The sequence below is a fragment of the Nocardioides sp. URHA0032 genome (assembly GCF_000620645.1).
Classification (GTDB): Bacteria; Actinomycetota; Actinomycetes; order Propionibacteriales; family Nocardioidaceae; genus Nocardioides.
The window spans coordinates 448,494-474,227 of record NZ_JIAV01000014.1; the positions used below are offsets into that span (position 1 = coordinate 448,494).

Sequence of the window (25,734 nt, forward strand, 5' to 3'; positions counted from 1 at the left end):
TACTCTCTCGGTTTCTCGAAATGCAGGAACGGGCGTCCCGGATGCGGGACGCCCGTTCTGCGATGAAGCGTGGGTGCGAGCGTCAGGTCACTCGCCCGGGACGATGTTCACGACGCGGCGACCGCGCCGCGTGCCGAACTCGACGGCACCCGCGACGAGCGCGAACAGGGTGTCGTCACCGCCGCGGCCGACGCCGCTGCCCGGGTGGAAGTGGGTGCCGCGCTGGCGGACGATGATCTCGCCGGCGTTGACGACCTGGCCGCCGTACCGCTTGACGCCGAGCCGCTGGGAGTTGGAGTCGCGGCCGTTCTTGGTGGACGCCGCGCCCTTCTTGTGTGCCATCTGTTCAGTCCTTCGGAGTCGTCAGAATCGTCGTGGGCGATCAGGCGTTGATCGCGGTGACCTTGACCTGGGTGTACTTCTGGCGGTGCCCCTGGCGCTTCTTGTAGCCGGTCTTGTTCTTGTACTTCTGGATGATGATCTTGGGGCCCTTGGTGGCGCCGAGGACCTCGGCGGTGACGGAGGCCTTGCCGAGTTTCGTGGCGTCGGAGGTGACCGTCTCGCCGTCCACGACGAGGACCACCGGCAGGGTCACCGAGTCGCCCACCTCGGTCGCGATCTTGTCGATCTCGATGACGTCGCCGACGGCAACCTTCTGCTGGGTGGCGCCTGCGCGCACGATCGCGTACACCGCGGTCTCCTTCGTCGATTCCGAGCCTGATCAGGTTCTGGGGCGCAACGCTCGGGCGGCGCCGCACAGACTGGGCGCACTCCAGAGCGCGCACCGAGGGTCAATACTACGGATCCACGCCTGATCGGGCAAAACGTCACCGCCCGGCCGCGACCAGCCCGTCCCCGAGCGAGGTCCTCCAGTAGAGCACCTCCCGCCCCGATCGCCGGCGCGGCACCGCCCCGGCGTCCAGGAGCACCCGGAGATGGTTGCCGACCGCGCCCAGGGGCAGCCCGGTCAGCGCCGCCAGCTGGGTGGTCGAGTGCGGCTCGTCGAGCAGCACCAGCACCCGGGCCCGGTTGGTGCCGACCAGCCGCGCCAGGCCGTCCGCGGCGCCCCGGTCGACGGGTGCCTGCGCGCCGGTGACCGGGTAGACGACCGCGAACCGCTCGGGCAGGTCCCAGGCGACCCACTGTCCGTTGCTGTGCACCGGCACGAAGGTGAGCTCCCGTGCGGCCGAGAGGTCCCGGGTGGGCAGGTCGTAGGAATTGATCTGGAGGTGACCGCCGCCCTTCCAGTCCATCCGGCGGCCCAGCGTCGGGACGACGCCCGCCCACCCCTGGGTCGCGAGCCGTGCGGTCCGGGACACGATGTCCGCCTCCAGGACCCGGCGTCGTCTCGGCCAGTCCGCGGCCACCGTCGCGGTCCAGACCCAGGCCAGGATCGCGGCGACCGCCGCCCGCAGGCCACCGCCCTCCAGGAGCGCCGGAAGCGGCACGTCCGGCCGCATCGTGCGGATCTCGGCCCGGATCCGCGCGTCGTCCCAGGCGTCGAGCTGGGCGAGCTCGGCGGCGAACGACGCGCCCGGGCCGAGCGGCGGCGCCGTGAGGAAGTCGCCCATCCACCCCGGGACCGACCCCCGCCGGGGCCGCCACAGCCACCCGGAGATCGCGCCGCGGAGCGGGTCGTCGGCGAGCATCTCGGCGTACGCCTCACGGTGGGTGACGTGGAACGTCCGTTGCCAGGGCACGCCGGGCGGCTCCGGCGCGTCGAGCACGGTCAGCGCCGCCACCGTCTCGGCCAGCGGTGAGACCTGGAACCTGCTGCGCGCGAGCAGGTCGGCCGGCACCAGCCACGTCCCCATGTTTCGCCTCCTCGCGAATGATTGTCGCACCGGTGCCCGGGCCTCGCAGACTTCCGAGCGTGTCGACGTACCGCCAGCTGTTCGGGATCCCGGAGTTCCGGGTGCTGTTCGTCAACCGCTGCGTCGTGATGCTCTCGGTGGCGGCGTCCGGGCTCGCGCTCGGCACGATCACCTACGAGGCGACCGGCTCACCGGTGCTCACCGCGATGGCGATGTTCGGCGGCCCGCTGGTGTCGCTGGTCGCCTCCCAGCTGCTCCTCGCGAGCTCGGACTCGGTGCGGCCGCGGACCGCGCTGCTGTGGCAGATGGCCGCGCCGATGGTCGCGAACGCGCTGCAGGCGGTGCCCGGCGTGCCGTGGCAGGGCCGCTTCGTGCTCCTGGCGATCCCCTACGTCGTCAACGCGATGTTCTCCGGCACCCAGTGGGTCGTGGTGCGCGACGTGGTGCCGGAGGGCTCGTACGTGCTGGCCCGGTCCGCGCTGAACCTGGCCGTGGGCGGCATGCAGGTGGTCGGCTACGGACTCGGCGGCCTCGCGCTGCTGTGGCTCTCCCCGCGGGACCTGTTCCTCGTCGCCGCCGTCGCGGACGCCGTGTGCCTGGTCAACCTGCGGCTCGGGCTCCGCGACAGGCCGGCCCGGGGCACGGGCGGGGGCAGCGTCGTGCGACGCACCGCCCGGGTGAACCGGCTGCTGCTCGGCTCCGTGGTGACCCGGCCCCTGTACGTCGCGATGTGGGTGCCCAACGGCCTGGTGGTCGGCGCCGAGGCGCTCTACGTCCCCTACGGGCACGGCTCGACCGCCGGCTACCTGTTCGCCGCGGCCGCCGCCGGCATGATGCTCGGCGACCTGGTCGTCGGGCGGTTCGTGCCCCACCACCTGCGGGACCGGCTGATCGGGCCGCTGCGGATCACGCTGGCCGCGCCGTACCTGCTCCTGCTGCTGAGCCCGCCCGCCGGGGTCACCGTGGTCGTGGCGTTCGTGGCGTCGGTCGGGTACGCCGCGTCGCTGCCGCTGCAGGAGCGGCTGTTCGCCCGGACCGACGACGCCGTCCACGGCCAGGCCATGGGGCTCTACGGCACCGGGCTGATGGTCTGGCAGGCGATCGGTGCGCTGCTCGGCGGCCTGGCCGCGACCAGGGTCTCCCCCGCCCACGCCATGGGCCTGATGGCCCTGGCCTCGGTGGCGGTCACCGTCGCGAACACGCCCGGTCTCCGGCGCTCGGCGCCGGACCCCGCTGCCGCTGACGAGGTCAGCGCTTCCGGGAGCCCTTCTTCTTGATCGGCACGTGCTCGATGTGGGGGTGGTCGCCGTCCACATCGGGCTCGGAGCCCGGCTCGGCAGCGGCCGTACCGGGCTCCACGGCACCGTCCACCGGCGGAGCGCCGACGCTGCCGAGGGTCCCGACCGGAGCCGGCAGCTCCTCACGCACCGGCGGACCGGCCGGACGACTGGCCGCACGACGGCGGGTGCGCGTCACGACCTTGGGCGGCTCCGGCGCGGCCGGGACCTCCTCGGGAGCGTCCTCGATCACCGGCTCCACCACCGGCGCCACGACGGGCTCGGGCGTTGCGACGACGGCCTCCGGCTCGCCGGCCGGGCGGCTGGCGCTCCGTCGGCGGCTGCGGGTGCTGACCTGCGGCTTCTCGGGCTCGGCGGGAGGCTGCTCGACCGGCTGCTCCACCGGCTCCTCGGCCGGCTCCTCGGCGGGCTCGGCGTCGGCCTCCGGCTCGCCGGCCGGGCGGCTGGCGCTCCGTCGGCGGCTGCGGGTGCTGACCTGGGGCTTCTCGGGCTCGGCGGCCGGCTGCTGGGCCGGCTCGTCGACCGGCTCGGCGACCGGCTGCTCGAACGGCTCGTCGAACGGCTCGTCGAACGGGGCGTGGTCGCCGTTCTCCGGCTTGGCCATCGCCGCCACGTCCTTGGGCGACGGTGCCGCCTTGGGGGCGTCCTTCTGCTGCGACTGCTGCTCGCCCTCGCCGCGACCGCGGCGACCGCGGCGACCGCCACTGCTCGGTCGCCGCGACTCGTCGTCGCCGCGCCGCGGCTCGACCGGGTGCTCGTGGACGATCACGCCCCGGCCCTGGCAGTGCTCGCAGGTCTCGCTGAACGCCTCGAGCAGGCCGGTGCCGATCCGCTTGCGGGTCATCTGCACCAGGCCGAGCGAGGTCACCTCGGCGACCTGGTGACGGGTGCGGTCCCGGCCCAGGCACTCGACCATCCGCCGCAGGACCAGGTCGCGGTTGGACTCCAGGACCATGTCGATGAAGTCGACGACGATGATGCCGCCGATGTCGCGGAGCCGGAGCTGCCGGACGATCTCCTCGGCCGCCTCCAGGTTGTTCTTGGTGACCGTCTCCTCGAGGTTGCCCCCGGAGCCGGTGAACTTGCCGGTGTTGACGTCGACGACCGTCATCGCCTCGGTGCGGTCGATGACCAGCGAGCCACCCGACGGGAGCCAGACCTTGCGGTCCAGCCCCTTGGCGATCTGCTCGTCGATGCGGTACTCGGCGAACACGTCCGCCTTGCCGCCGCGGCCGTGCTCGCCGGGCTCGTAGCGCTCGAGGCGCTTCTCGAGGTCCGGCGCCACGTGCTGGACGTAGCTCTGCACGGTCTCCCAGGCGTCGTCGCCCTGGATGACCAACCGGGAGAAGTCCTCGGTGAACAGGTCGCGGACGACCTTGAGCGTGAGGTCGGGCTCGCCGTAGAGGAGCTGCGGCGCACTGCCCTTGGCCTTGCGCTCGATGTCCTCCCAGCGGGCCTTGAGCCGCTCCACGTCGCGGGTGAGCTCATCCTCGCTGGCCCCCTCGGCGGCGGTGCGCACGATCACGCCGGCGCTGTCCGGGACGATCTCCTTGAGCAGCGCCTTGAGGCGGTTGCGCTCGGTGTCCGGGAGCTTGCGGGAGATGCCGCTGGTGGTGCCGTCGGGCACGTACACGAGGAAGCGGCCGGCCAGGCTGACCTGGCTGGTCAGCCGGGCACCCTTGTGGCCGATCGGGTCCTTGGTGACCTGCACGAGCACGGTCTGGCCCGACGACAGCACGGACTCGATCTTGCGCGGCTGGCCGTCCTTGTGGCCCAGCGAGGACCAGTTCACCTCGCCGGCGTACAGGACCGCGTTCCGGCCCTTGCCGATGTCGATGAACGCCGCCTCCATGGAGGGCAGTACGTTCTGGACCCGGCCGAGGTAGACGTTGCCGATCAGGGAGGTCTGGGACTCGCGGGCGACGTAGTGCTCGACCAGGACGCGGTCCTCGAGGACGCCGATCTGGGTGAGCTCGTCGCGCTGGCGGATCACCATGACGCGGTCCACGGACTCGCGCCGGGCGAGGAACTCCGCCTCGCTGACGATCGGGGCGCGACGGCGGCCGGCCTCGCGGCCCTCGCGCCGGCGCTGCTTCTTGGCCTCGAGGCGGGTCGAGCCGGAGACCGCGGTGATCTCGTCCTCGGCGGACCGGCGGCTGCGGACCCGGGTGACGGTGTTGTCGGGGTCGTCGTTCCCGTCACTGTCGTCGCCGGAGCGACGCCGACGGCGCCGGCGGCGGGACGAGGTGCTCTCGCCGTGGCCGTCCTCGGCAGGGGTGGACTCCTCGTCCTGCTCGTCCTCGTCGTCGCCCGACTCGTCGCCCTCGGCGGTCTGGGCGTCGCCGCCCTCGCCGCCGGGCTTGCGGCGGCGGCGGCCGCCACGGCGGCGGCGCCGGCGGGCGCCGGTGCCGTCTCCCTCGGCGGCGTCGGCGGACTCCTCCTCGGCAGGGGCTTCGGCCTCGGCGGGCGCCTCCGACTCCGGGTCGGCCTTCTTCGCGGTGGCCTTCTTGGCGGTGGTCTTCTTCGCCGCCGTCTTCTTGGCCGCCGACTTCTTCGCGGGCGTCGTCTCCGGCGTCGTCTCCGGCGCCTGGAACAGCACCGCGGGCGCACCGGCGACGGGCGCCTCGCCCTCGGCCGGGTCGTCCTCCGCCGGCGCCACAGCCTTCGCGGCGCTCTTCTTCGCGGTGGTCTTCGCGGTGGTCTTCTTGGTGGCGGCCTTCTTGGCGGCCTTCTTCGCTGGCGCCTTCTTGGCGGGCGCCTCGGCGGTGTCGACGGCTGCGTCGACGGTGACGTCGAGCGGCTCGTCGGCCGGCGCCGCGGCCTTGGCCGCGGTCTTCCTCGCGCCGGCCTTCTTGGCCGGCGCCTTCTTGGCGGCCTTCTTCGCCGCGGTCTTCTTCACCGGCTTCTCGGCCGGGGCCGCGTCGTCGGTGGTCTGGTCTGATCCGACCTGGAGGTCGTCGGCCATTGCTGCACTCCTAGCGCCCCAGCGCTGCGCGCCCGGGCGGTCCGACGCCATCCGCCCGGGAACTCAGGACGGCTGACGCAAAGCCTTCGTGTGGCGGCGACCCCTCCGCGGCTGCGTCACCTGCGGCGCGTACGTACGCCTGCCGCGGTCGCCGGGCCCTCAGTCAGTTCACTGTGGCGGGTCGCTGTCACCGACCTGCCGGGCCGCGTCGCGGTCTGGCGACGAACGTGTCACACGTGTGCCGGACCACGGGGGCCCGGCGAGAACGTCGTCGTGTCGTCCCGGACGGCTGCCCGGTGCGACCACGGCGAGTATCGCACACGAACCCCGGGACTCCCTCACTCCGAGACCCGCAGCGGGTCGCCGACCTCTCCGGTCGCCCGGTCCAGCGGGCCCTGGGCGAGCCGGGTGAGCAACGGCGCGCCGTCGAGCACGAGGCCGCCGACCGAGGCGAGCCCGGACAGCACGTCGTCGGGACGGACGGCGGGCTCGACGTGGCGCAGCACCAGGTCCAGGCGGGTGCCGCCCTCGCGGGGCGCGGCCGCGAGGGCGACGACCGCGGCTCGGCAGTCGAACTGGCGCAGGCCCTTCTTGGTCATCCGCTCGACCGGCACCGACTCGGCGTCCAGGAACGCCGTCACGGCGGCCGCGGCGGTCTCGACCGGGGCGGCCACGTCCAGAAGCCAGTGGCTGGCCTCGAGCCGGTCGGCCAGCGAGCCGCCCGGGGACTCGACGACCTCCAGCACGTCGAGCCCGTCGGGCAGCGCCTCCGCGAGGCGGGCGTGCAACGCCGCCGGGTCGACCACTTCGGCGAGGCCGATCTCGAGGTACTCCGCCTCGCTGGCCGATCCGGTGGGCGAGGCCCCGGCGTACGAGATCCGGGGGTGGGGGTTGAAGCCCGAGGAGTACGCCATCGGCACCCGGGCGCGGAAGACGGCCCGCTCGAACGCCCGGCTGAAGTCCCGGTGGCTGGTGAAGCGGAGCCGTCCGCGCTTGGCGTAGCGGATCCGCAGCCGCTGGACGGGCGGGGCTTGCTGCTCGGGCTGGTCACGCACCGCACAAGGTTAGGGGGCGAGGGCCTGCTTCATCGCAATCGACGGGTAGACGGTGCTGACCCGGTGGCCGTCGAGCCACCCGGTCAGCCGGGAGGCCTCGGCGTCCAGCGCGGCGCGGGCATCGGAACCGACGTCCTCGAGCAGGTTGAGCGTCACGACGCCGTCGGGGTCCTGCACCCAGCAGCCGACGACCCGGCCGTCCCACCAGGCGGTCGTGCCGGCGTTGCCGTTGGTGTCGAACAGCATCGGGCCGTGGTCGCCCAGGTAGAAGCCGCGCTCCTTCCAGCCCATCAACGTCGGGTCGAGCACCGGCAGCAACGCCGCCCACGGCGCGACCGGGTCGTCGGGGTCGCCGGGGTCGTCGGGGTCGTCGTCCGGCAGCACCCAGCCCCTGCCGTCCTCCAGCGTGACCTCCACCGCGGCCACGTCGGCGAGGGCGGCGCGGACGGCCGTCTTGGTCGAGCCGAGCCACCAGACCAGGTCGGCCTCGGTCCCGGGTCCGAACGTCGCCAGCCACCGGCGCACCAGCTCGGCGTAGCCCTCGCGCTCCTTCAGCGGCTCCGGGGGATCGCCCAGCCAGGTCGTCATCGCCGTCCACTGCGGCCGGGCCGTGCGCCAGTGACCGCCGTTGTGCCCGCGCACGATCTTGCCCTCGACGCCGAGCTGGGTGAGCAGGCGCGGCGCGATCGGGAAGCTGCCGCCGTAGGTCTTGCCCGGCGACATCTCGACCCGGCCCGCCAGCGCGGGCACCTGCTCGCGCAGCTCGGACGCGGAGAGCTCGGAGCCGTCGGCGAGCCGGGCCAGGACGGCCGCCTCGGCCGCGTCGACCCAGGCCGCGCCGTCGGTGGCGACGCCACCGCACTCGACGTCCTTGGCCAGCCGGACCCGGTGGGCGGCCGCCACCCGGGCCGAGGCACTCCCCCAGGCGGCCGGCAGCAGGTCCCGCGGGAACACGAACAGGGTGCGGCGCATCGCCAGCTGCTTGACCAGGCTGCGGTCGTCGTACAGCGCGCGGTCGACGTCCGCGACGGTGAGCCCGTTGACGCGCGCCCACAGCGACAGGTAGACCGACGGTGCCTCGGTGGCGTGCAGCACGGTCATCGCCCGGGTGGCCTCGAGCGGGTCGGCGGCGTGGTGCGCCGGCGCGAGTGCGTGCCTGCGGGCCAGCCGTTGTCGCCTCTCGCCGTCCGTCACCGTCCGCATGTGGTCCATCCTGCCGAAGACCACCGACGGACGCCCTGCGAGCATGGAGCGAGTGAGCACCAACGCCCGCCGCGCGACGGCCCTGGTCCTGGTCGGCATCGTCCTGCTGTCCTTCAACCTCCGGCCGACGGCCGTGAGTGTCGGGCCGGTGCTCAAGGAGGTGCGCGACTCGTTCGGGATGTCGGGACCGGTCGCGGGCCTGCTGACGTCGCTGCCGGTGATCGCGTTCGCGGTGTTCGGCGCGCTGGCCCCGGCGGCGGCGCGGCGGATCGGCATCCACCGGGTGACCCTCCTCGCGATCATCGCCGCGGTCGCCGGCCTGCTCGGCCGCGCCGTCACCGGCAGCGAGGCGCTCTTCCTGGTGCTCTCCCTGCTCGCGCTGGGCGGGATGGCGATGGCGAACGTGCTGCTGCCCTCGCTGGTCAAGCTGCACTTCCCCGACCGGATCGGCCGGGTGACCGCGATCTACACGACCGCGCTGTCGATCGGCCTGACCGCGGCCCTGGTGCTGACGGTCCCGGTCTCCGACGCTTTCGGCGGCTGGCGGTGGGGGCTCGGTGCGTGGGCCGCGCTGGCGATCGTCGCGGCTCTGCCCTGGCTCTCGCTGGTGGCGCACGACCGCAACCTCGAGCGCACGCCCCGCACGATCACGTTCACCCAGGTCGCCCGCACCCGGCTCGGCCAGGTGATGGCGCTGTTCTTCGGGCTCCAGTCGTTGCAGGCCTACGCGATCTTCGGCTGGTTCGCCCAGCTGTGGCGTGACAACGGCTACTCCGCGACCACCGCCGGCATCCTGGCCGGCGTCCTCGCGGGTACGGCGATCCCGCTGTCGCTCTGGCTGCCGAACGTGCTGGCCCGGACCGAGGATCCCCGGCGGGTGCTGTTCGCCGTGATCGCTGCGTACCCGGTCGGCTTCGTCGGCCTGATGATCGCCCCGCACTCGCTCGCGATCCTGTGGGCAGTGATCGTGGGCATCGCGACGGTGACGTTCCCGCTGATCCTCACCCTGATCGGGCTGCGCGCCCGCACCCCCGAGGGGACCGCCTCGCTGTCGGCCTTCACCCAGTCGACCGGCTACCTGATCGCCGCGGTCGGCCCGTTCCTCGTGGGCGTGCTGCACGACGCGACCGGCGACTGGACGTGGCCGCTGGTGCTGCTGCTCGCGCTCGCGCTGCCGTTGTTCCCGCTCGCGGCCTACGTCTCCCGCAGGGTGATGGTCGAGGACCAGCTGCCCACCGCGGAGACGTCCGGGCACCCGGCCTGACGCACCGGACCGGCGTCAGACAACCGACAGGGGCAGCAGCGTCTGGCCGGTGGGGCCGATCTGGATCTCGGTGCCCATCTCCGGGCAGACGCCGCAGTCGTAGCACGGCGTCCAGCGGCAGTCCTCGACCTCGATGTCGGCGCCGTCCGCGGCCGCGAGCGCGTCCTCCCAGTCGGCCCACAGCCAGTCCTTGTCCAGGCCGGAGTCGAGGTGGTCCCAGGGCAGCACCTCGTCGTACTCCCGCTCCCGCGTGGTGTACCAGGCGAGGTCGACGCCGGTCCCGTCCAGCGCCTGCTCGGCGGCGGTGACCCAGCGGTCGTAGGAGAAGTGCTCGCTCCAGCCGTCGAACCGGCCGCCGTCGCGCCAGACGGCCTCGATGATCCGGCCGACCCGCCGGTCGCCGCGGGACAGCAGCCCCTCGATGGTGCCGGGCTTCCCGTCGTGGTAGCGGAACCCGATCGCGCGGCCGAACCGCTTGTCGTCCCGCACGGTGTCGCGCAGCTTCTTCAGCCGCTCGTCGGTGGTCTCGTGGTCGAGCTGGGCCGCCCACTGGAAGGGCGTGTGCGGCTTCGGCACGAAGCCGCCGATGGAGACCGTGCAGCGGATGTCGTTGCGCCCGGACACCTCGCGGCCCTTGGCGATCACCTTCTTGGCGAGCTCAGCGACCTGGAGCACGTCCTCGTCGGTCTCGGTCGGCAGGCCGACCATGAAGTAGAGCTTCACCTGCCGCCAGCCGTGGGAGTACGCCGTCGCCACGGTGCGGATCAGGTCCTCCTCGGTGACCATCTTGTTGATCACCCGTCGCATCCGCTCGCTGCCGCCCTCGGGGGCGAACGTGAGGCCGGAGCGCCGGCCGTTGCGCGAGAACTCGTTGGCCAGCGTGATGTTGAAGGCGTCGACGCGGGTCGACGGCAGCGAGAGCGAGACGTTCGTTCCTTCGTACCGGTCGGCCAGGCCCTTGGCCACCTCGCCGATCTCGGTGTGGTCGGCGCTCGAGAGCGACAGCAGGCCGACCTCCTCGAAGCCGGACTTGCGGATGCCGTTCTCGACCATGTCGGCGATCGTGCCGATGGAGCGCTCACGGACCGGGCGGGTGATCATGCCTGCCTGGCAGAACCGGCAGCCCCGGGTGCAGCCGCGGAAGATCTCGACGGAGAAGCGCTCGTGCACGGTCTCGGCGAGCGGCACCAGCGGCTTCGCCGGGTACGGCCAGGCGTCGAGGTCCATCAGCGTGTGCTTGCGGACCCGGAAGGGGATGCCGGGGCGGTTCGGGACGACGGCCTCGATGGTGCCGTCCTCGGCGTACACGACGTCGTAGAAGCGCGGCACGTAGATGTTGCCGCTGACCGCGAGCCGGCGGAGCAGCTCGTCGCGGCCGCCCGGCCGGCCCTCGCCCTTCCAGTCCCGGACGACCTCCGAGATCGCGAGCACGACCTCCTCGCCGTCCCCGAGCACGGCGGCGTCGAGGAAGTCGGCGATCGGCTCGGGGTTGAACGCAGCGTGCCCCCCGGCGAGCACGATCGGGTCGTCCTCGGTGCGGTCGGCCGCGTGGAGCGGGATCCCGGCGAGGTCGAGGGCGTTGAGCATGTTGGTGTAGCCGAGCTCGGTGGAGAAGCTCAGGCCGAAGACGTCGAAAGCGCGCACCGGCCGGTGCGCGTCGACGGTGAACTGCGGGATGCTGCCCTGCTCGTCCCCGGCCCGCATCACCTTCTCCATGTCCGGCCACACCGAGTAGGTGCGCTCGGCCACGATCCAGTCGCGCTCGTTGAGCACCTCGTAGAGGATCTGCACGCCCTGGTTGGGCAGCCCGACCTCGTACGCGTCCGGGTACATCAGCGCCCAGCGGACGGTCTCGCCCTCAGGGGCGCAGTCCCAGTCCTTGACGGTGGAGTTGAGCTCACCGCCGACGTACTGGATCGGCTTCGACACCGACGGGAGCCGGGGCTCGAGTCGCGGGAAGACGCTCACGGGCGCGGACATGGAGCTACCTCGCAGCACTGGGGGTTCGGGGAACGCCCCAGCCTACGTCGGCAGCGGTCGTCGCAGCGAACCGTCAGTCCGGGTCCGGCGACAGCTCGGCGTACGCACGCCGGGCCTCGTCCAGCGCCGCCTGCGCCCTGGCGATGAGGTCCTCCAGGCCGGCGGCGCCGTACCGGTTGGCCACATGCTGAACGGCGTCGGCGATGTCGGGCTCGATCGTCTGGTCGCTCATGGCCTCCATCCAAACAGATCAGAGCTGGGGTTCCGCGGCGTCCGCCTGGGCGCGCGCCGCGACGCTGGCGGAGGTCGCCCGCAGCTCGACGGTCGGCAGCAGGAGCAGGATCAGGAAGGCGAGGACCCCGATGCCGGCCGCCAGCAGGAACACGGTGTCCATGGACTCGGCGAAGCCGACCTTGAACGGGTGGGCGATGACCGGGTGCATCCGGTCGATGACCGAGGAGTCGTCCTGGACCTGGGCGATCACCGACGGGTCGAGCCCGTGGCCCTCCGCGACCGCCTGCTGCCACTGCGGTGTCTGGCTCTCCACCTTGATGGCGTCCGCGATGTTCGAGCCGACGCTGCCGAAGAGCACCGACAGGAAAACGGCGACGCCGAGGGTGCCACCGATCTGGCGGAAGAACGTCGCCGAGCTGGTCGCGACCCCGATCTCGGCCGGCGGGACCGCGCTCTGGACGATCAGCAGCAGCGGCTGCATGCAGTTGCCGAGGCCGATGCCGAGCACGAACATCGCGGCGCTCACCCAGCCGAGCGGGGTGTCGGCACCGCACAGCGAGAGCAGGCCGAGGCCCGTGACGATGATCGCGGAGCCGAAGATCGGGAACAGCCGGACGTGGCCGGTGCGGGAGATGAACTGGCCGGACCCGATCGACGCGGCCATCATGCCGACCACCATCGGCAGCATCAGCAGGCCGGACTCGGTCGGCGAGGCCCCGTGCACGATCTGCATGTAGAGCGGCAGCAGCATGATGCCGCCGAACATCGCCGCGCCGACGATCACGCTGGCCGAGATCGTCACCCACGCGGCGCGGATCCGGAAGATCCGCAGCGGGATCAGCGCGGCATCGCCCATGGCGCGCTCCGCGAGGAAGAATGCGACCACGCCGAGGGCTCCGACGACGAAGCACGCGACCGAGCGCGGCGAGTCCCAGCCCCAGGTGCGGCCCTGCTCGGCGACGGTCAGCAGCGGGACCAGCCCGACGACCAGTGCGGCGGCGCCCCACCAGTCCACCCGGACGTCGCGACGGTCGTGGTGCACGTGCAGCGTGCGGAACACGACGAAGAGGGCCGCGATGCCGATCGGGACGTTCACGAGGAAGACCCAGCGCCACCCGCTGATCCCCAGGATCGTCTCCTGGCCGGCGAAGAACCCGCCGATCAGCGGGCCGAGCACGCTCGACGTACCGAACATCGCCATGAAGTAGCCCGAGTAGCGGGCCCTCTCGCGAGGGGACACGATGTCGCCGATGATCGCGAGGACCAGCGTGAAAAGGCCGCCGGCGCCGATGCCCTGGACCGCACGGAACGCCGCGAGCTGGTACATCGAGTTCGCGAACGAGCACAGCGCCGAGCCGACGATGAAGACGCTGATCGCGAACATGAACAGCTTCTTGCGGCCGTAGAGGTCGCCGAGCTTGCCGTAGATCGGCGTCGTGATCGTCGCGGTGATCAGGTACGCCGTCGTCACCCAGGCCTGCACCGACAGACCGTTGAGGTCGTCTGCGATGGTGCGGATCGACGTGGACACGATGGTCTGGTCGAGGGCGCCGAGGAACATGCCCAGCATCAGGCCGGACAGGATGGTCAGCACCTGCCGGTGGGTGTACTCGCCCGTCGCGGAGCCGGAGTGGTCGCTCATCGTCCGCAAGCGTAGGGCGTGGGGGGAACTCCGTAGGGTCACGGTATGGATGTGGGCGCCCGGGTACGCGGCAGGTTCCAGTGGACGGTCGCCGTACCGGTCGCCGCGGCGGCGCTGCTGGCCGTGAGCTGGAGTCACCACGAGGGCGCCGTCGTGCTCTCCCTCGTGGCGGCGGGTGTGGTCGGCGCCGTGCTCGCCGCGGTCTACCACGCCGAGGTGATCGCCCACCACGTCGGGGAGCCGTTCGGGTCGCTGATCCTCGCGGTCGCGGTCACCGTGATCGAGGTCGGCCTGATCGTGATGCTGATGACCAGCGGCGGGGACCACACCAGCACCTACGCCCGCGACACCGTCTTCGCCGCCGTGATGATCACGCTCAACGGCATCGTCGGGCTCTCCCTGCTCCTCGGTGCCGGCAGGCACCACCTCGTCAGCTTCAACGCCTCCGGGTCCGGCTCGGCGCTCGCGACCGTGGTCACGCTCGCGACCGTCACGATGGTGCTGCCGAGCGTCACGGTCTCCGGCGAGGGTCGCCAGTTCTCGCCGTCCCAGCTGGCGTTCGCCGCCGTCGCCTCGCTCGCGCTGTACGGCTCGTTCGTCTTCACCCAGACCGTCCGGCACCGCGACTTCTTCCTGCCGGTGACGAGCGACGAGCTCGGCCGGGTGACGGGCATCCTCGACGAGGACGGTGACGGGCACGCCGACCCGCTGCCGGCGCGGGAGGCGTGGCTCAGCCTCGGCCTGCTGCTCCTCTCGCTCGTCTCGGTGGTGGGCCTCGCCAAGCTCCTCTCCCCCTCGATCGAGTCGGGCGTCGACCGGCTCGGCTTCCCCTACGCAGTCGTCGGCGTCGTGATCGCGCTGCTGGTGCTCGCCCCCGAGACGATCTCGGCCGTGCGCAACGCGCTCCACGACCGGGTCCAGGTCAGCCTCAACCTCGCCTACGGCTCGGCGATGGCCTCGATCGGGCTGACCATCCCGACCATCGCGGTCGCGTCGATCTGGCTGGAAGGACCGCTCGAGCTCGGCCTCGGCCCGACCCAGGTGGTCCTGCTCGCGATCACGGTGGTGGTCTCCATCCTCACCGTCGTCCAGGGCCGTGCGAAGGGGCTCCAAGGCATGGTGCACCTGGTGCTGATGGCGGCGTTCGCGTTCCTGTCGATCAAGCCCTGACGGGCGTCCGCGCCGGAGAGGCGGTGAACCGGCTCGGCACCGTCGTCGCCGAGCGCAGGTGGATGTTCTGCAATAGGCCGATCGCGAGCATGCCCGCGAACATCGAGCTGCCGCCGTACGACACGAACGGCAGGGGTACGCCGGTGACCGGCATGATCCCCAGGCACATGCCGACGTTCTGGAACGCCTGGAAGCCGAACCAGCAGGCGATGCCGGCCGCCGCCAGCCGGCCGAAAACGTCGTCACTGTGCGTGGCGATGCGCAGCGCCCGCCAGATCACCACCGCGAGCAGCGCGATCAGCACGCCCGCGCCGACCAGGCCGAGCTCCTCGCCGGCGACCGTGAACACGAAGTCCGTGTGCTGCTCCGGGACGAAGCCGGCGCGGGTCTGCGAGCCGTCGAAGAGTCCCTGGCCGAACAACCCGCCGTTGCCGACCGCGATCCGGGCCTGCTCGACGTTGTAGCCGGCGCCGCGCGGGTCGAGGTCGGGGTTCGTGAACGCGAGGAACCGGTCCACCTGGTACTGCTTGAGGAACCCCGCGGCCACGGCGGCGGCCGCCGCGGTCACACCGCCGGCCGCGAGCAGCGCGAGCCACCGGCGCGGCGCGCCCGAGACGGCGAGCACGCCGAACACGGTCGCCGACAGCACCAGCATGGTGCCGAGGTCGGGCTGCAGGATGATCAGCGACGCCGGGACCCCGGCGATGGCCAGCATGCCGACGACGTCCCCGAGGACGTGACCGGTGGTGACCGCCCGCTGCCGGCGCACCTCGGCGCGCTCGGCCACCCACAGCGCCATGCCGATGACGACGGCGAGCTTGGCGAACTCCGAGGGCTGGATCGACATGCCGCCGAGCTGGAGCCAGGAGCGCGAGCCGTTGACGGTCGATCCCATGGCCAGCACCAGCACCAGGCCCGCGACCGAGGCGAGGTAGACCAGCGGCGCCATGATCCGCACCCAGCGGTGGTCGGTGGCGATCACCAGGACCATGAGCACCAGGCCGATCACGACGTTCACGAGCTGCTTCTTCAGGTACGCCGTGGGGTCGGCGCCGGTGAGGTCCTCGCGGTGGCTGGTCGCCGACCAGACGAGCAGGCTGCCGAGGGTCACGAGCGCCAGCACGGCGATCAGCAGGATCCAGTCCACGCGTGGTGTGCGGAGCACCTCAGTCCCCCTTCTCGTCGCGGGCCGGCGGCAGGATGCTGCCGTCCTTCATGAAGACCGGGAGCCCGGCCGGGGGCGTGGTCCCGGGGATCGCGGCCTTCGCGGGGTCGACGGTCATGCCGTCGATGCCGTAGAGCGTCTCCCAGATCTTGCGGACCGCGGGGCCGGAGGTGCCGGAACCCGTGCCCGCCTGGCTGACCATCATGATCACGACGTAGTTCTCGTCGTACGACGCGACCCACGACGTCGACTGCTTCCCGTAGACCTCGGCCGACCCGGTCTTCCCGCGGATGTGCACCCGGTCGAGCGGGAACCCGCCGAACTTCCACGCCAGGGTGCCGACCTTCGGCGTGCCCTGCAGCGCGGTGTCGACGTAGTGGATGCTGGCCGGCGAGGCGTCGACCTTGCCGACCGCCTTGGGGTCGAAGCGCTTGAGCACCGTGCCGTCGGGGCTCACGATCGCCTTCGCGACCCGCGGCGCGTACAGGGTGCCGCCGTTCGACAGCGCGGCGTACGCGCGCGCCAGCTGGAGCGGCGTGACCATGGTGTCGCCCTGGCCGATGGCGAAGTTCACGGCGTCACCGGCGCGGTAGTAGCTGCCCTCGAGGCAGAACTCGTGCGCGAACAGCTTGAGGAACGGCGACTTCGCGGTGCCCTTCTCGTCCATCGTGCAGTAGTAGTGCTTCATCGCCTTCCAGTAGGCGAGCTTCCAGTGCCGGTCGGCGATCCGCCCGCTCGCCTCGCCGGGGATGTCCGCGCCGGTCTCGCTGCCGAAGCCGAAGTTCTTGGCCTCCTGGACCAGCGGGTCCTTGGCGTCGACGTCCTGCGGGTCCGAGCCGTACCGCTGCCAGAAGTGCAGGCCGACCCGGTAGAAGAAGGTGTCGCAGGACAGCTGCAGCGCCTGGGCGAACGTGATCGGGCCGTACGACGCCGACTCGTAGTTCTTGAACCAGCGGTTGCCGACCTGGAGGCCGGACGAGCAGTCCAGGCGCGTGTCCGGGGAGAAGCCGTTGTTGAGCGCACCGACGGTCATGATCGGCTTCCACGTCGAGCCGGGGGCGAACTGCCCCTGGGTGGCGCGGCCGAGCAACGGGTTGCCGGCCTTGGCGGAGTACAGCCGCGCGAGCTGCTTCCTGGTGATGCCGCCGACCCAGACGCCGGGGTCGTACGTCGGCTGGCTGGCCATCGCCACGATCCGGCCGGTCTTCGCCTCCATCACGACGACCGCACCCGAGTCGGCCACGTAGTTCTTGTGGGTCACCGGGTCGTAGGTCTGCCGGGCGGTCCGGATCGTCTGCTCGAGCTGCTTCTCGACCACGCCCTGCACCTTGGCGTCGATCGTGGTCACCAGCGTGTCGCCGGGCTGGCCCGCGACCTCGCTGTCGTCGCCGAGCACCCGGCCCATCGAGTCGACGGCGACGCTGCGGTAGCCGGGCATGCCGCGCAGCCAGCGGTCGTACTCCTTCTCGACGCCGGCCCGGCCGACCACGGACGCGCCGTTCACCGAGCGGTCGCCGTCCTTCTGGGCGCGGTCGTACTCGTCCTCGGTGACCGGGCTCAGGTAGCCGAGCACGTGCGCGAGGTTCACGCCGTACGGCTGGGGGTAGGCACGGACGCTCTGCTGCTCGGCGAGCACGCCCGGGTAGTCCTCGGGCTGCTCCAGGATGCGCAGCGCGACCTCCTGCTCGACGTCCGTCGCGACCGGGACCGGCTGGTACGGCGAGCCGTTCCAGGTGTCCAGGTCGTGGTGGAGCGACTTCACGGGCTCACCGACGGCCCCGGCGACCCGGCCGAGCAGCACCTCCTGCTGGTGGTCGGTCATCTTGCCGAGCATCGTCGTGTCGACCGAGACGACCCACGAGAGCCGGTTCGCGACCAGCGGGCGACCCATGTCGTCCACGATCAGGCCGCGCTGCGGCTGGACGACGATGTCGCGCACCGACTGGGAGGCGGCCTGGGCGTGGTACTCGTCGCCGCTGACGACCTGGAGGTAGTAGAGGCGCGCGAACAGGGTCGCGAACAGCGAGAACACCAGCGCCTGGACGACGACCAGCCGCAGCCGGCCGGAACGAGTGGCCATCGGCAGTCAGCCGTTCATGTGGGCGAGGGCGGGTTCGAGGCGGCGGAACAGCGCCATCACCGGCGGCAGCACGAGCGGCGTCAGCAGCAGGTCCCACAGCAGCGCGCCCACGATCACCTCGAGCAGCTCCGGGATCGCGATCGGGTCGCCGAGGACGACGCCGGACAGCGCGAACACCGAGGTGCCGACGAACGACGACGCGGCGACGGTCGCCAGCACGGTGCCGCTCGCGGGTCGGGAGTCCCCGCGGCTCCCCTGGCGGACCTGGCCGGCGACGTACCCGACCACCACCAGCGCGAGCGCCCAGCGCCCGGCCAGGTGGTCGGCCGGAGGCGCGAGATCGAGGGCGACGCCGGCCGCGAAGCCGAGCACCATCGCGAACTGCGGCCCGCGGGTGAGTGCGGCACCGACGACCACGAGCAGGCAGAGGTTCGGGACGACGCCGTGCCAGGCCAGGTGCGGGAACAGCGACACCTGGAGCACCAGCGCGAACGAGACGATCGCGAAGGCGACGAGCGCGCGGAGCCAGGTCATCGGGGCCTCCTCATCGCAGCGTCCCGTTCGCCTCGATGACGGCGCGGTCGCTCGCCGTACCGGACGGGACGACGACGCCGACCAGGTCGAGCGCGCCGAAGTCGACGTACGGGTCGATCACCGCGCGCTGCGTGGTCTCACGGACGCTGCTGTAGACGTGGGTGACCTTGCCGATCGGCACGCCCGAGACATAGGGGCCGCCGGCCTCGCTGCCCCAGGTGACGACCGCGTCGCCCTCGGACGGTACGGCGGTCTGGTCGACGAGCTCGAGGTCGAGGCGGCCGTCAGTGCCCAGCGCCCCGCGGCCGTGCAGCAGCCCGACCTGCATGCTGCGACCGACCCGGGCGCCGACCACGGAGTTGGCGTCGACGATCAGCAGCACGGTCGCGGTGGTGTGGGTGACGCGCAGGACCCGGCCGACCAGGCCGTCGTTGTCGAGCACGGTGAGGTCGGGGCGGATGCCGGCGTCGGAGCCCGCGTCGATGGTGACGGTGCGTGAGAACGACTGCGACGAGCCCATGCCGACCACGCGGGCCGGGACGAGGGAGGTGCCGAGGCTCCGGGCGGCCGCGGTGAGGCCGTCGTACTCCTCGAGGCGGTTCTTGTCGTAGTCGTGGGTGGCGAGGTCGGACTTCAGCCGGGAGTTCTCGGCCTGCAGCGCGATCAGGTCCTGCTGCATGTCGTCCTTGGACCGGAACCAGTGCGGGACGGCGGTGAACGGGCGGACCGCGGTCGCGGTGGCGACCTCGACCGGGCCGAAGACCTCGCCGGCCGCGCGGCGGGCGGAGTCGACCGGGCCGCCGGCGGTGGAGTCGAGCGTCATCAGGCAGAACGACGCGAGGACCAGGGCCACCAGCAGGGCGACCGGGGACTTCGGCCCCTCCGGGCCGCGCCAGCGACGTTCCCTCATCCGGCGCGCCTCTGGTCGCTGACCAGGACCTGCTGCAGCGCCTCGAACTCCTCGACGCACTTGCCGGCGCCGAGCGCGACGGAGGTGAGCGGGTCCTCGGCGACGTGCACGGGCATGCCGGTCTCGTGGCGCAGCCGCTCGTCGAGGCCGCGGAGCAGGGCGCCGCCCCCGGTGAGCACGATGCCGCGGTCCATGATGTCGCCGGCCAGCTCGGGCGGCGTCTGGTCGAGGGTCGCGCGGACCGCGTCCACGATCGCGTGCAGCGGCTCCTCGATCGCCTGGCGGATCTCGGCGCTGGAGACCACCACGGTGCGGGGCAGGCCGGTGACCATGTCGCGGCCGCGGATCTCCGCCTCCGGCTCGTCGAGCGTCGGGAACGCCGAGCCGAGGGTCATCTTGACCTCCTCGGCGGTGCGCTCGCCGAGCATCAGGGAGTGCTCCTTCTTCATCCACGCGACGATCGCCTGGTCGAGCTCGTCCCCCGCGGTGCGCACCGACAGGCTCGTGACGATGCCGCCGAGCGAGATGACCGCGACCTCCGTCGTACCGCCACCGACGTCGACGACCATGTTCCCGGTGGCCTGGTGGACGGGCAGCCCCGCCCCGATCGCGGCGGCCATCGGCTCCTCCACGATGTAGACCCGGCGGGCGCCCGCCTGGTAGCCGGCCTCCTTGACCGCCCGCTGCTCGACCGCGGTGATGCCGCTCGGGACGCAGATGACCATCCGGGGCTTGGCGAAGTAGCGGCGGCGGTGCACCTGCTGGATGAAGTACCGGAGCATCTGCTCGGTGGCGTCGAAGTCGGCGATCACGCCGTCCTGGAGCGGCCGGATCGCGGTGATGTTGTCCGGCGTACGGCCGATCATCCGCTTGGCCTCGTGCCCCACCGCGAGGATCTCGCCGGTGGTGGCGTTCAGCGCGACGACGCTGGGCTCGTCCAGCAGCACGCCCCTGCCGCGGACGTACACCAGTGTGTTGGCGGTCCCGAGGTCCACGGCCATGTCGCGGCCGATGAAGCTGTTCGCCATGCGTCGCCCTGTCGCTGGAGGCACCAGTGGTGCAGGTGGGGAAGAAGTGACAACAGGCTACGAAGGGACGCCGCGTGCGGCGGGGAGGACACGCGGCCCGACCAGCACATTCGGGGCGCGCAGAACGCCGACCCGGCGCAGTCTCAGCTGAGACTGCGCCGACTCGGCGTCAACTCAGCTGAGACGGCGCCGACTCGGCTCAGGCGGCGGGGAACCAGAGGGCGATCTCGCGGTCGGCGGATTCCGGTGAGTCGGAGGCGTGCACCAGGTTCTCGCGGTTGGAGAGGGAGTAGTCGCCACGGATCGTGCCGGCCGGGGCCTGGCGGCCGTCGGTCGGGCCGATCAGCGTGCGGACGACCGGCACCGCCTCCTCACCCTCGACGACGACGGCCACGAGCGGGCCGCTGGTGATGAACGTGCGCAGCGGCGGGTAGAAGTCGCGGTCCAGGTGCTCGGCGTAGTGGGCGTCGGCCTGCTCGCCGTTGATCGTGCGCAGCTCGAGCTCGACGAGGGACAGGCCCTTGGCCTCGAACCGGCCCAGGATCTGGCCGACCAGCCCACGGCGGACGGCGTCGGGCTTGAGCAGGACGAGCGTGCGCTGGGTCATGGCGGGGAGACTACAGAGACGCGGTCCGCGCGAGCACGTCGGCCGGGACCGGCCCGACCGCGTCCTCGTCGGGGACCGGCGAGTCCGCGACCCGGCGCAGCGGGATGTGCCCGCCCCAGAGCCCGGCCGCGAGGTCCTCGGGCTCGTCGCCCGGTCCCCCACCCCGGGACTTCATCGACGCCTCGTGCAGGGGTACGGCGAGCACCGCGGTCGCCGCGAGCTCCTTGCGGGTGCTCGGCCGCAGGGTGGCCGCGCGGCCCGGGACCATGTGGTCGACCATCAGGTCGAGCGCGTGCTGCCGCTCGTCGGGGTCGTCGACGACCCGGGCCGGCCCGATCACGACCGCCGAGCGGTAGTTCATCGAGTGGTGGAACGCCGACCGCCCGGCGACCAGCCCGTCCAGCTCGGTCACCGTCACGCACACGGTGGTGTCGGCGGCGGCCGCCAGCCAGCCGGCCGCGACCGAGCCGTGCACGTAGAGCGTGCCGTCGGCGTCCGGCCCGTCCGGGTCGACGGCGAACGCCGTCGGCAGCACCAGCGGGTGCCCGCCCACGACCACCCCTAGGTGCGCGACCAGCGCGTCCTCGAGGAGCCCGTGCAGCACCTCCCGATCCTCGACCATCCGGTTGCGGCCGCGGCCGATGGTCGTGCGGGGCGTCGGGGACAGCGGTGTCGTCGTCACACCGGCTAGCCTGTCGGAGAAGTGGCCTGCACGCACGGGCCAATCCGACGCCAGTTCGACAGGACAATCTCGTGAGCAGCACCCTCCCGGTGACCCTCGACCGCACCGCCGGCGGGTCGCTCGGCGTCCAGCTGTCGGGCCGGATCCGGGACCTGGTGGTGGCCGGCACGCTCGCCCGCGGCGACCGACTGCCGAGCAGCCGCGCACTGGCCGCTGAGCTCGGGGTGAGCCGCTCGGTCACCGAGCAGGCCTACGAGCAGCTGCTCGCGGAGGGCTGGCTCGAGGCCCGGCGCGGCTCCGGCACCTTCGTCACCGCGACCGGTGCTGCGCGGGCCGCCCTACCCCGTCGGCCCACGGCACCGGCGACGGCGGGGCTGGTCCGCCTCGACGCCGGCACGCCGTGGATCGACCCGCGGCACGCCGCCGGCTGGCGGCGGGCCTGGCGCGAGGTGTCGACCGCCCCGCCGCCTCGCGGGTACGACGACCCGCGCGGGCTCCCCGAGCTCCGCGCCCTGCTGGCGGACCGGCTCGGCCGCAGCCGCGGCGTCCTCCTGGACCCCGACGAGCTGGTCGTCACGAACGGCACCACCGACGGGCTGCGGCACCTGCTCACCGCGCTGCCGCACGGTCCGGTGGCGATCGAGGATCCCGGCTACCGCGCCGCGGTCGAGACCGTCGCCGGGCTCGGCCGCACGGTGCTCGACCTCCCGGCGCTCGCCCCGGTCACCGACCTCACCGGCGTCGTGGCGTGCTACGTCACACCGGCCCACCAGCACCCGCTCGGCCGGGTGCTCCCGGGCCCGGAGCGGGTCGCGCTGCTGGACGCCGCCCGGGCCGCGGACGCGGTGGTGGTCGAGGACGACTACGACTCGGAGTTCCGGTACGACGTCGCGCCGGTGCCCGCCCTCGCCAGCCTGGACCGGGGACGGGTCGCCTACCTCGGCACCGCGGCGAAGTCCGTCGCCCCGTCCCTGCGCCTCGGCTGGCTGGTCCCCCCGCCCGACCTGCTCGACCGCATCAACGCCCGCCGCCTGGTCACCCACGAGGGCGCGCCGTGGCCGGTGCAGCGGGCGTTCCTGGCCCTGCTGCGCGACGGGTACGTCGACAAGGTCGTGCGCACCGCCCGCCGCGTGTACGCCGAGCGTGCCCCGCGGGTCGCCGCCGCGCTCTCGCCGTACGCGACCCCGGGCGGGCCGGTGGCCGGCATGTACTCGACCTGGCTGCTGTCCCAGGCCGACGCGCTCCGCGCTCGCGACGCGGCCCGGAGGGCCGGGTTCGAGCTGAACCTGCTCTCCGGCTACTGCCGCACCGCGACGCTCACCGGGCTGGTGCTCGGGTTCGGCGGGGTCACCGACGACGAGCTCGACCGGGCGCTCGCGGCCCTGACCTCAGCCCTCGGTCGGTCCCGGGGGTGACGGCGCGGCGTCGTACGCCGCGAACGCCGCGGCGCGCTCCCGCTCGATCTTCCTCCCGAGGAAGTAGGCCGAACCCCACAGCAGCGCGAAGATCCCGCCGAGGACGAACATCAGCGGGATCACGAAGCCGAGGCCGATCGCGGCGCCCTGGATCACCCAGCCGAGGCTGTAGGCCCACTCCGCCCGCAGCAGGCCGGCGAGCACCAGGCACGCGACGCACAGGCCGAGCCCGACCCACAGAGCCGTCGAGGTGTCGACGCCGGACACGCTGATCATCACCGGCGTCGTGAGGCCGAGGGTGATCGCCTCGAGGCTGAGCACGGCGGCACACATGCCCCGCCGCGGCGACCGGGTCCGCTCGTCGGTCACGACCGGCCGCCCCTCTCGCGGACCAGCAGCGTGCGGGCCTCGCCGACGGTGACCACGGATCCGGTGACCAGCACCGCGCCCGATCCGAGCGGGTCACCGAACGCCTCGCCGGCCTCCGCGAGGGCCGCGGCCTGGTCGAGCGCCTCGGACAGCCGCGGCGCGACGCTGACCCGGTCCTCACCGAACACCTCGCGGGCGACCGCCGCCAGTCGCTCCGCCGGCAGCGCCCGGTCGGCGGAGTTCTGGGTGCACACCAGGTGCGCGAGGTGCGGCTCGAACGCCGCGAGGAGCCCCTCGTGGTCCTTGTCCGCCATCACGCCGATCACCCCGATCAGCGGGGAGAACGAGAACGAGTCCTCGAGGGCGGCGGCGGCCGCCTCGGCGCCGTGCGGGTTGTGGGCGGCGTCGAGCACGATCGTCGGGCTGCGCCGGACGATCTCGAGCCGTCCCGGCGAGGTCACCTCCGCGAACGCCGCGCGCACCACCTCGTCGTCCAGCGGCTGGCTCTGCTCGTTGCCGGCGGCGAACGCCTCGACGGCGGCCAGCGCCACCACGGCGTTCTGGGCCTGGTGCGCGCCGTACAGCGGGAGGAACACGTCGTCGTACCGTGCGCGGAGGCCCTGCAGCGAGACGACCTGGCCGCCGACCGCGGGAACCCGGGCGATGACACCGAAGTCCAGGCCCTCTCGGACCACGGTCGCACCGACCTCGGCGGCCCGCTCGAGCAGGATCGCGGCGACGTCCGGGGTCTGCTCGGCGAGCACGGCGATCGAGCCGGGCTTGATGATGCCGGCCTTCTCGACCGCGATCGCGGCGGGCGTCCCACCCAGGTACGCCGCGTGGTCGACCGCGACCGGCAGCACGACCGCCACGGTCGCGTCGGCGACGTTCGTCGCGTCCCACGACCCGCCCATGCCGACCTCGACCACGGCCACGTCGACCGGGGCGTCCGCGAAGGCGGCGTAGGCCATGCCGACCACCGTCTCGAAGAACGACAGCGGGTGGGTCTCGCTCTCGTCGATCAGGTGGGTGTACGGCGCGACGTCGTTGAACGCGCGGACGAACTCCTCGTCGGTGAGCGGCTCGCCGTCCACGGAGATCCGCTCGGTCATCCGCTCCACGTGCGGGCTGGTGAAACGACCGGTGCGCAGGTCGAGCGCCCGCAGCAGGGTGTCGATCATCCGCGACGTCGAGGTCTTGCCGTTGGTGCCGGTCAGGTGGATGACCGGGTAGCCGCGCTGGGGGTCGCCGAGCACCTCGGTGAACGCGCGGATCCGGTCGAGGGTCGGCTCCAGCTTCGTCTCCGGCCAGCGGGACAGCAGCGCGTCCTCGACCTCCTCGAAGGTCTCGGCCGGACGGGGGGCCATGGGCGTCTCACTCATGCGGGCTCATCTCGCGTCGAGTCTAGAGACACCTCACTCGACCAGCAGACTCATCATGTCCGCCACGCGCCGGTAGCCGATCGCCTCGTAGATCTTGTTCGACGTCGGGTTGGCCTGGTCGGTGAACAGGCAGCACCGGACGCCCTGCTCGACGTACCCCCGCGACACCTCGGCGACGGCCCGGCCGGCGACGCCGCGGCCGCGCTGCGCCTTCGGGGTGTAGACCGGCCCGACGCGGGTGACGCCGTTCGCCGGGAGGTTGGCACCGGTCAGGTGCACGGGCGTTCCCGCCTCGTCCTCCCACAGCCAGATCAGCCCGTCGTCGATGCGCGTCAGCATCATGTCGAGGGAGAACTCCTCCATCGCGTGCTCGCCCTCGCGGCCGGCCTGCTCGGCGGCGTCGGCCCCGAACGCCCGGAACCAGGTGAGGCAGAGGTCGGCGTCGTCACGGACGGCCGGGCGGAGCCGCCCAGGAGGGGCCGGCGGGAGCACCAGCTCGCCGAGCTCGAACAGGCGGAGGTGCTCGTCGACCCTCGCCGCTCCCCCTGCGAGCCGGGCGGTCTCGCCGGCGAACAGCTGCGCCGCCGGCAGCGCGCCGTTCACGCCGCCGACCACCTCGCCGCGCTCGTGGAGGCGCCGGGCGAGCCCGACCGCCGCCTCGTCGGGCATCGGCAGCAGGTACACCGGGTAGGGCGCGAACGGCGCCGTCCGCATCCCGACCCCGGTCACCTCGCCGGCGTCGTCGCGGGCGATCACCCACCAGCGGTACGGCGCCTCCGAGCCGCCGCCGGCCGCGAACCGGGCGGTGACGGTCGCGATCACCGTCGTCAGGACGGGCTCCGCGGCGAGGTGGTCGCGGGTCGCGGCGAGGAACGCTGAAGGATCCTCGGTGAACTCCAGATGCATGACGGAAGTCAGCCAGTCGGGGCCCGCTGCC

The 25,734-nt window shown here is 72.6% G+C and carries 23 protein-coding genes; 4 read left to right on the forward strand and 19 right to left on the reverse strand.

Annotated elements, in window-relative coordinates:
• Positions 1-87: 87 nt before the first annotated feature.
• The 3 genes from rpmA to N538_RS0104200 all read right to left on the reverse strand — a co-directional run bounded on the left by rpmA (position 88) and on the right by N538_RS0104200 (position 1,814).
• Positions 88-342: a 50S ribosomal protein L27 gene (rpmA, locus tag N538_RS0104190; RefSeq protein WP_028636261.1), complete on the reverse strand. Its 255-nt coding sequence runs from the start codon at positions 340-342 to the stop codon at positions 88-90.
• Between the two features lie 40 nt (positions 343-382).
• Positions 383-691, reverse strand: a complete 309-nt coding sequence (rplU, locus tag N538_RS0104195; protein ID WP_028636262.1) for a 50S ribosomal protein L21 — start codon at positions 689-691, stop codon at positions 383-385.
• A gap of 136 nt (positions 692-827) precedes the next feature.
• Positions 828-1,814, reverse strand: coding sequence for a helix-turn-helix domain-containing protein (locus tag N538_RS0104200; protein WP_028636263.1), 987 nt, complete (start codon positions 1,812-1,814; stop codon positions 828-830).
• A 59-nt stretch (positions 1,815-1,873) separates the two neighbouring features.
• Between N538_RS0104200 and N538_RS23780 the strand changes: the two genes are divergently transcribed.
• Entirely contained in the window at positions 1,874-3,091 is a 1,218-nt protein-coding gene (locus N538_RS23780; protein WP_036569324.1) for an MFS transporter, read from the forward strand.
• Here N538_RS23780 and N538_RS0104210 read toward each other — a convergent pair.
• The 3 genes from N538_RS0104210 to N538_RS0104220 form a co-directional block, all read right to left on the reverse strand.
• Positions 3,063-6,077: a ribonuclease E/G gene (locus N538_RS0104210; protein ID WP_028636264.1), complete on the reverse strand. Its 3,015-nt coding sequence runs from the start codon at positions 6,075-6,077 to the stop codon at positions 3,063-3,065. The genes N538_RS23780 and N538_RS0104210 overlap by 29 nt on opposite strands.
• A 338-nt stretch (positions 6,078-6,415) precedes the next feature.
• Positions 6,416-7,132: a TIGR03936 family radical SAM-associated protein gene (locus N538_RS0104215; RefSeq protein WP_028636265.1), complete on the reverse strand. Its 717-nt coding sequence runs from the start codon at positions 7,130-7,132 to the stop codon at positions 6,416-6,418.
• 9 nt (positions 7,133-7,141) lie between these two features.
• A complete protein-coding gene (locus N538_RS0104220; RefSeq protein ID WP_028636266.1) occupies positions 7,142-8,335 on the reverse strand; it encodes a winged helix DNA-binding domain-containing protein in 1,194 nt (397 codons plus the stop codon).
• Positions 8,336-8,378: 43 nt separating this feature from the next.
• Between N538_RS0104220 and N538_RS23785 the strand changes: the two genes are divergently transcribed.
• The gene (locus tag N538_RS23785) at positions 8,379-9,599 is read left to right on the forward strand and encodes an MFS transporter (protein ID WP_442937140.1); all 1,221 of its coding nucleotides are present in this window, start codon (positions 8,379-8,381) and stop codon (positions 9,597-9,599) included.
• A 15-nt stretch (positions 9,600-9,614) separates the two neighbouring features.
• On the opposite strand, the gene N538_RS0104230 is transcribed toward N538_RS23785, so the two are convergent.
• The 3 genes from N538_RS0104230 to N538_RS0104240 all read right to left on the reverse strand — a co-directional run bounded on the left by N538_RS0104230 (position 9,615) and on the right by N538_RS0104240 (position 13,455).
• Complete coding sequence (locus N538_RS0104230) at positions 9,615-11,579, reverse strand: TIGR03960 family B12-binding radical SAM protein (RefSeq protein ID WP_028636267.1); 1,965 nt, start codon at positions 11,577-11,579, stop codon at positions 9,615-9,617.
• Positions 11,580-11,652: 73 nt separating this feature from the next.
• The gene (locus N538_RS28305) at positions 11,653-11,811 is read right to left on the reverse strand and encodes a hypothetical protein (RefSeq protein WP_155991956.1); all 159 of its coding nucleotides are present in this window, start codon (positions 11,809-11,811) and stop codon (positions 11,653-11,655) included.
• Positions 11,812-11,829: 18 nt separating this feature from the next.
• On the reverse strand, positions 11,830-13,455 hold the full coding sequence (locus N538_RS0104240) for an MDR family MFS transporter (RefSeq protein ID WP_028636268.1): 1,626 nt from the start codon (positions 13,453-13,455) through the stop codon (positions 11,830-11,832).
• A gap of 45 nt (positions 13,456-13,500) precedes the next feature.
• Here N538_RS0104240 and N538_RS0104245 point away from each other — a divergent pair, with 45 nt between their 5' ends.
• Entirely contained in the window at positions 13,501-14,625 is a 1,125-nt protein-coding gene (locus N538_RS0104245) for a calcium:proton antiporter (protein ID WP_051548707.1), read from the forward strand.
• On the opposite strand, the gene rodA is transcribed toward N538_RS0104245, so the two are convergent.
• From rodA to N538_RS0104280, 7 genes are all read right to left on the reverse strand, one after another.
• Positions 14,615-15,790: a rod shape-determining protein RodA gene (rodA, locus tag N538_RS23790; RefSeq protein ID WP_051548709.1), complete on the reverse strand. Its 1,176-nt coding sequence runs from the start codon at positions 15,788-15,790 to the stop codon at positions 14,615-14,617. The two genes, N538_RS0104245 and rodA, sit on opposite strands and share 11 nt — an antisense overlap.
• Position 15,791: 1 nt before the next feature.
• Positions 15,792-17,870 (reverse strand): penicillin-binding protein 2, encoded by a 2,079-nt coding sequence (gene mrdA / locus N538_RS0104255; RefSeq protein ID WP_028636270.1) that lies wholly within the window; start codon positions 17,868-17,870, stop codon positions 15,792-15,794.
• Positions 17,871-17,876: 6 nt separating this feature from the next.
• Positions 17,877-18,404, reverse strand: a complete 528-nt coding sequence (gene mreD / locus N538_RS23795) for a rod shape-determining protein MreD (RefSeq protein WP_036569326.1) — start codon at positions 18,402-18,404, stop codon at positions 17,877-17,879.
• Between the two features lie 10 nt (positions 18,405-18,414).
• Entirely contained in the window at positions 18,415-19,314 is a 900-nt protein-coding gene (gene mreC / locus N538_RS0104265; RefSeq protein ID WP_028636271.1) for a rod shape-determining protein MreC, read from the reverse strand.
• Positions 19,311-20,342 carry a rod shape-determining protein gene (locus N538_RS0104270; protein ID WP_028636272.1) on the reverse strand — a complete coding sequence of 344 codons (1,032 nt, stop codon included), beginning with the start codon at positions 20,340-20,342 and terminating at the stop codon, positions 19,311-19,313. Before N538_RS0104270 ends, mreC begins: the two co-directional genes overlap by 4 nt.
• Positions 20,343-20,541: 199 nt before the next feature.
• The gene (gene ndk / locus N538_RS0104275) at positions 20,542-20,949 is read right to left on the reverse strand and encodes a nucleoside-diphosphate kinase (RefSeq protein WP_028636273.1); all 408 of its coding nucleotides are present in this window, start codon (positions 20,947-20,949) and stop codon (positions 20,542-20,544) included.
• Between the two features lie 10 nt (positions 20,950-20,959).
• Positions 20,960-21,631 carry a pyridoxamine 5'-phosphate oxidase family protein gene (locus N538_RS0104280; protein WP_028636274.1) on the reverse strand — a complete coding sequence of 224 codons (672 nt, stop codon included), beginning with the start codon at positions 21,629-21,631 and terminating at the stop codon, positions 20,960-20,962.
• 71 nt (positions 21,632-21,702) lie between these two features.
• Between N538_RS0104280 and N538_RS23800 the strand changes: the two genes are divergently transcribed.
• On the forward strand, positions 21,703-23,046 hold the full coding sequence (locus N538_RS23800; RefSeq protein ID WP_036569329.1) for an aminotransferase-like domain-containing protein: 1,344 nt from the start codon (positions 21,703-21,705) through the stop codon (positions 23,044-23,046).
• Here N538_RS23800 and N538_RS0104290 read toward each other — a convergent pair.
• From N538_RS0104290 to N538_RS0104300, 3 genes are read right to left on the reverse strand one after another with little or no spacing between them, the layout of a single operon-like run.
• A complete protein-coding gene (locus N538_RS0104290; protein WP_028636275.1) occupies positions 23,020-23,415 on the reverse strand; it encodes a DUF4233 domain-containing protein in 396 nt (131 codons plus the stop codon). The genes N538_RS23800 and N538_RS0104290 overlap by 27 nt on opposite strands.
• Entirely contained in the window at positions 23,412-24,797 is a 1,386-nt protein-coding gene (folC, locus tag N538_RS0104295; RefSeq protein WP_028636276.1) for a bifunctional tetrahydrofolate synthase/dihydrofolate synthase, read from the reverse strand. The genes N538_RS0104290 and folC overlap by 4 nt, the downstream gene beginning before the upstream one ends.
• Positions 24,798-24,830: 33 nt before the next feature.
• Positions 24,831-25,703: a GNAT family N-acetyltransferase gene (locus N538_RS0104300; protein ID WP_036569330.1), complete on the reverse strand. Its 873-nt coding sequence runs from the start codon at positions 25,701-25,703 to the stop codon at positions 24,831-24,833.
• Positions 25,704-25,734 lie beyond the last annotated feature (31 nt).

Excerpts from the sequence above, each read along its gene's own strand:
- rpmA (WP_028636261.1), bottom strand. The coding sequence starts at position 342 with ATGGCACACAAGAAGGGCGCGGCGTCCACCAAGAACGGCCGCGACTCC.
- mreC (WP_028636271.1), bottom strand. The coding sequence starts at position 19,314 with ATGAGGGAACGTCGCTGGCGCGGCCCGGAGGGGCCGAAGTCCCCGGTC.
- mrdA (WP_028636270.1), bottom strand. The coding sequence starts at position 17,870 with ATGGCCACTCGTTCCGGCCGGCTGCGGCTGGTCGTCGTCCAGGCGCTG.
- N538_RS0104230 (WP_028636267.1), bottom strand. The coding sequence starts at position 11,579 with ATGTCCGCGCCCGTGAGCGTCTTCCCGCGACTCGAGCCCCGGCTCCCG.
- N538_RS0104220 (WP_028636266.1), bottom strand. The coding sequence starts at position 8,335 with ATGCGGACGGTGACGGACGGCGAGAGGCGACAACGGCTGGCCCGCAGG.
- ndk (WP_028636273.1), bottom strand. The coding sequence starts at position 20,949 with ATGACCCAGCGCACGCTCGTCCTGCTCAAGCCCGACGCCGTCCGCCGT.
- N538_RS0104240 (WP_028636268.1), bottom strand. The coding sequence starts at position 13,455 with ATGAGCGACCACTCCGGCTCCGCGACGGGCGAGTACACCCACCGGCAG.
- N538_RS0104200 (WP_028636263.1), bottom strand. The coding sequence starts at position 1,814 with ATGGGGACGTGGCTGGTGCCGGCCGACCTGCTCGCGCGCAGCAGGTTC.
- N538_RS0104300 (WP_036569330.1), bottom strand. The coding sequence starts at position 25,703 with ATGCATCTGGAGTTCACCGAGGATCCTTCAGCGTTCCTCGCCGCGACC.
- N538_RS0104245 (WP_051548707.1), top strand. The coding sequence starts at position 13,501 with ATGGATGTGGGCGCCCGGGTACGCGGCAGGTTCCAGTGGACGGTCGCC.
- N538_RS0104210 (WP_028636264.1), bottom strand. The coding sequence starts at position 6,077 with ATGGCCGACGACCTCCAGGTCGGATCAGACCAGACCACCGACGACGCG.
- N538_RS0104270 (WP_028636272.1), bottom strand. The coding sequence starts at position 20,342 with ATGGCGAACAGCTTCATCGGCCGCGACATGGCCGTGGACCTCGGGACC.
- N538_RS28305 (WP_155991956.1), bottom strand. The coding sequence starts at position 11,811 with ATGAGCGACCAGACGATCGAGCCCGACATCGCCGACGCCGTTCAGCAT.
- folC (WP_028636276.1), bottom strand. The coding sequence starts at position 24,797 with ATGAGTGAGACGCCCATGGCCCCCCGTCCGGCCGAGACCTTCGAGGAG.
- mreD (WP_036569326.1), bottom strand. The coding sequence starts at position 18,404 with ATGACCTGGCTCCGCGCGCTCGTCGCCTTCGCGATCGTCTCGTTCGCG.
- N538_RS23785 (WP_442937140.1), top strand. The coding sequence starts at position 8,379 with ATGGAGCGAGTGAGCACCAACGCCCGCCGCGCGACGGCCCTGGTCCTG.